The sequence below is a fragment of the Moorena sp. SIO2C4 genome (genome assembly GCF_010672485.1).
GTDB lineage: Bacteria > Cyanobacteriota > Cyanobacteriia > Cyanobacteriales > Coleofasciculaceae > Moorena > Moorena producens.
Genome location: NZ_JAAHGN010000663.1, coordinates 1 through 4,220, shown reverse-complemented (window position 1 = coordinate 4,220; position 4,220 = coordinate 1). Strand labels below are relative to the sequence as shown.

Annotated in this window: 5 protein-coding genes and 1 pseudogene; 3 read left to right on the top strand and 3 right to left on the bottom strand. The window is 43.2% G+C overall.

The genetic code is table 11. The annotated features are described in order from the left end of the window. Positions 1–417, top strand: a 417-nt coding sequence (locus F6K20_RS26740; protein WP_287296664.1) for a response regulator, incomplete at its 5' end; no start/stop codon positions are given. Between the two features lie 106 nt (positions 418–523). On the opposite strand, the gene F6K20_RS26735 is transcribed toward F6K20_RS26740, so the two are convergent. Continuing rightward, on the bottom strand, positions 524–886 hold the full coding sequence (locus F6K20_RS26735) for a response regulator transcription factor (protein WP_008187608.1): 363 nt from the start codon (positions 884–886) through the stop codon (positions 524–526). 817 nt (positions 887–1,703) lie between these two features. On the opposite strand from F6K20_RS26735, the gene F6K20_RS26730 reads away from it, so the two are divergent. Both F6K20_RS26730 and F6K20_RS26725 read left to right on the top strand, forming a co-directional pair. Further along, a complete protein-coding gene (locus F6K20_RS26730; RefSeq protein ID WP_287296662.1) occupies positions 1,704–2,579 on the top strand; it encodes a hypothetical protein in 876 nt (291 codons plus the stop codon). After that, entirely contained in the window at positions 2,576–3,562 is a 987-nt protein-coding gene (locus F6K20_RS26725) for a DUF1822 family protein (protein ID WP_287296660.1), read from the top strand. The genes F6K20_RS26730 and F6K20_RS26725 overlap by 4 nt, the downstream gene beginning before the upstream one ends. Positions 3,563–3,805: 243 nt before the next feature. Here the strand turns inward: F6K20_RS26725 and F6K20_RS26720 are convergent, their stop codons facing one another. Next, positions 3,806–3,925, bottom strand: coding sequence for a hypothetical protein (locus tag F6K20_RS26720; RefSeq protein ID WP_502708880.1), 120 nt, complete (start codon positions 3,923–3,925; stop codon positions 3,806–3,808). A gap of 114 nt (positions 3,926–4,039) precedes the next feature. Next, positions 4,040–4,220: pseudogene (locus F6K20_RS26715) on the bottom strand (hypothetical protein); the annotation flags it as partial.

Sequence of the window (4,220 nt, the reverse complement as noted above, 5' to 3'; positions counted from 1 at the left end):
ACCCCAAAATCCCAGAAGAAGTCTGATCAGGCATTAATAGTCTGTATTGATGATCACCCCCAAACCTGTAAAATTATGAAGGAAGTGATTCAATCAGCAGGTTATCGATTTTTAGGAATCCAAGACTCTATCCAAGCTCTACCTTTGCTACTCAAGCATAAGCCAGATTTAATATTCTTGGATTTGGTGATGCCGATTGTTAATGGCTACGAAATGTGCGCCCAGATCCGCCGGGTGTCAATGTTTGCCAATACACCAGTGATTATTCTGACTGCTAAAGATGGTATTGTAGACCGGGTAAGAGCCAGAATCGTTGGGGCCACTGATTTCCTTAGCAAACCAATCGACAATCAAAAAGTAGTGGCAACGGTGCGCAAGTATCATACAACCTCGCCTTGCAAGACCGATCCAGTTTAAAAAGAGAAGAGTCCGTAAGTGAAGGAAGAGTCTGGAGGTGGGGGGAATCCAGAATTGTCCTAGGTTAACACTTAACGGTCAACGGTTAACAGTCAACAAACCCTAACTATTGAATCAGCTCCTCTAGGGTACACAGCAGTTCTTCTGGAGTCACTGGTTTAGCTAAGTAGGCATCAGCCCCCAGCATCTTTCCCCAAATTTTGTCCACCTCAGTACCTTTGGTGGAGCAAATCACCACAGGAATCTGGCTAGTGTGAGGATTAACTTTCAGGGCTCGACAAAACTCAAAACCACTTTGACCAGGCAAAATTACATCTAAAACCACTAAATCTGGTGTATGGTGAGATAATTTTTCCCGAGCCTCCTCTACACTAGCCACGCCAGTAACCCCCAAACCCGCTTGTTGCAAACAGCGAGTTAGGTACTGTCTTTCTGTTACGCTATCTTCTACCACCAAAACAGTTTTCATATATTAAAGTATAGCACCTTATACAGAAAATTTGTTAATGGCAAGGGCAAAATTGCTGATAAAATCATGGTTTTTATCTAGCGCTATTCTTTCCCATCAGGGTGAACTCAGCTCTTCCACCCAAGGGGGTTATATCAAATCCCTGGTGACTAGAGCACGGGGAGCAAGGGAGCTTCCAAAGCAGGGGAGCTTCCAAAGCAGGGGAGATTCCGAGTTTCGGAGCTTCGGAGTAGGGAGTAGGAAATAAGGAATCGGGAAGACAGGACTAAATTAAAAGATTTTTCAAGGTCAGCAATCAATAATTTTAAAGACTTAAAAATTAAGTTGGCCACAAGGTATATATCATCTAGCAAAAAAGTGTTATTTTTTTACTAAACTATTTCCTAGAATACAAATACTCAATCATAGGAGAGTTGCTTATGGGGAATTCAGGTAAAAACAAAAAATTATACTCTGTGAAGCTAGCTTCCTAAATCTCAGTAGAAACAAGACGGTAGAGACTTGACTGTAGAGACCTCACAATATTATCACAAACTCAGCCTAATCTTGAGAAGGCTGAGTCAAGAAGGCTTCTTGGGCTGTTTACATAGCAGTAACACACAGGAGAGTTTTTTCAGTCAACCGGCTCGGGTTCCAAAAATCGGATTCATAAAATGCTCAGCTAGGGCTGATAAGTACATAGAGAGTTCAAAACAGTACTAGTCATGATAGTGAACCACCATTACCAACTTCCCCACTGGTCAATGACCCAAAGCCAGCCTCTGAGTTATCTAGGCTTGGTAGAACAACTACGGGTAAGCAATCGAGAGGATTAACAATGGTGGTTAATGTATCAGGGTGCATCCAGCCTATCAGCAGTCATACCAGCTACTGGGAGTTTAATTGGTTAGTTAAAAGTCAGTTAAAATTCACCCATGTAGACTCTCGTATCCTGGTTTGCGACCGCTCCATTGGTGTTGCTCAACTATGGCAGCCAAAGGCAGGGCAGCTGGGGAAAAAGACTCCTGTGGATCAAATCCTAAGAAACCTAATTGAAGCAGTATCCCGCTACCCAGACCGAAGTCCTGAGCGGCAGAAAGCCTTGAATCGTCTCCTGAGCGTTATTCAAAATCTACCTGGCATTTACAAATCTTCCCACGTAGACTATCTAGAGGCGTTAAATCGAACCTGGGAATGGGTCATCCGCAATCTGTACCAGTTTGAGCCAAGTTCAACCTCCGTTGAAAAAAGCTTAGTTACCTGGATCAACGGATATTTACGCTGGCGCATCCGAGATTTATATATCTCAGATAGTAAATATCCAAGGATTAGCACTAATCAACCGATCGGTAACAGTGACGAGGATTCAAGGACTCTAGAAGACCGGTTGCCAGACCCTAGACCTTCCTTGAGTAGACTGGATGATTACATTGAAGCAATCCAGACAGCTGAACGCCAGCGTCTAAGTCAAGGGATTCTCGAAGAAATTAAAAACGATCCAGATGGGAAACTAATCAGTTGTCATCCCCGCAAATATCCCAAATGTAATTGTCAGCTATTAGCAATGCGGTTGCTAGTACAAGAACCACCCCAAAGAATTGCTGAGATTGCTAGAGAATTTAAGGCTAACCAACAAACTCTCTACTCTCACTGGAAGAAAAAATGCCTGCCAAGGCTAAAAGACATTGCTGAAACGTTTGGATATCAACCATGACTATTACAGAATTAACTAACATTAAGGTTTATATTAGCCCATACGCTCATAGTTATGCAGCACAGTTTGCTGCTGAACAAGCCACCCCTAGGAAGGGAAAACACGTCTATCTCAATACTTTAGCAGTTTATGCTGTTAACAACTATCTTAAATGGCTCGAGATTCCCAGTAATCTTGCTCAAAGTGATTGTTGGAATCCGGGTTTAAGAGTATTGTTTGATGTAGCTGATCTGGTTTTGCCCAACATTGGTAAATTGGAATGTCGTCCAGTGCTACCAGGTCAGTCAGCCTTGAACGTGCCACTAGAAGTGACCGAAGACCGGATTGGCTATGTGGCAGTGCAGTTCAGTGAGCAATTAGACCAGGTAGAGTTATTGGGATTTGCTCCGTATCATGCGATCGCTAAATCCCTAGACCCTTTACCCCTAGAAAAGCTTGAATCTCTCGATACACTAATTGACAAGATTGATTGGATTAAGAAATCGGTGAGGGTAACCCAATGGTTTGAAGAAATATTTCAGGCAGATTGGCAACCACCAGCATCACTTTTACCTGAGTATAGGTACAGGTCTAGTTTCAAAACGGTTACTGCCTTCAGAGGATCGGAGTTAGGTATCAAGCGGCGCTCCAAGCAAGAACCGAGCATACAGGCTTTAAGAGGTAATGACAGATCAACAATGCGAGCCAAGCTAATGGACTTAGCTGGTCAAGGGGTAGTCCTGCTGCTGCAAGTGAATTTCCAACCTCCTGATACTGAAGATATTGATATTTTTATGCGGCTATATCCTGCGGGTGATTCAATGTATTTACCACCAGATTTGCAGGTAAATTTACTCGATGAATCGGGAAATTCTTGTATGAAAGCTCAAGCTGGAAAAACTAACGACAAGATCCAAATTGATTTCAGTTGCCAACCAGAGGAACGATTCAGTGTCAGATTAAAATTGGGAGATATAAGTATCACGGAAAAATTTATAATTTAGGTAAGCTATCAGCTATCAGCTATCAGCTATCAGCTAATGCGCTACGCGCACGCTTGGCCAAAGGCCACGCTGCTTGAGGTGCGAACAGCTATCAGCTATCAGCTAATGCGCTACAGATGGTGCTACTTGAGGTGATGCGCGAATATCTCTGTTCTGTCACTGATCGGAGTTGTAAAATCAAGAGGAAAACCCACCCCACGGTCGAGGTGGGGTGTGGCCTTATTTAATTAATTGGGCAAATGTTCACGCTTTCTCATCTAGGGAGTTAACCGTTAATGCTGTGGCCATCAACTCTTCTAATTGTTCAAGAGTTAAGGCTTGAATTCTGACGGATATCTCGACAGGAATCTCGGAAAATCGCAGTTTAAGGATGCGCTCTAAACTGCCTCGACGTTCTTGTTCAATCCCTTGTTGGATGCCTTGAGCAAGACCCTCTTGTAAAATCTCTTGATACCAGAGGTGCGACCCGTGGCGAATTTAATTCTTAATGCGGAAAGCGCACCTAAGTGATTCTCGTAATACTGTCATATCCCACCTCATGATTTGTTGAATTAAGGGTATCTCTAACACAAAGCTAGCAAAGAAAGCTAAGAGGAGATCTCCCAAGTTTTTTGATACTGAATTTTGCCCCCCTAGCCCCCCAACTTTGGGGGAAACA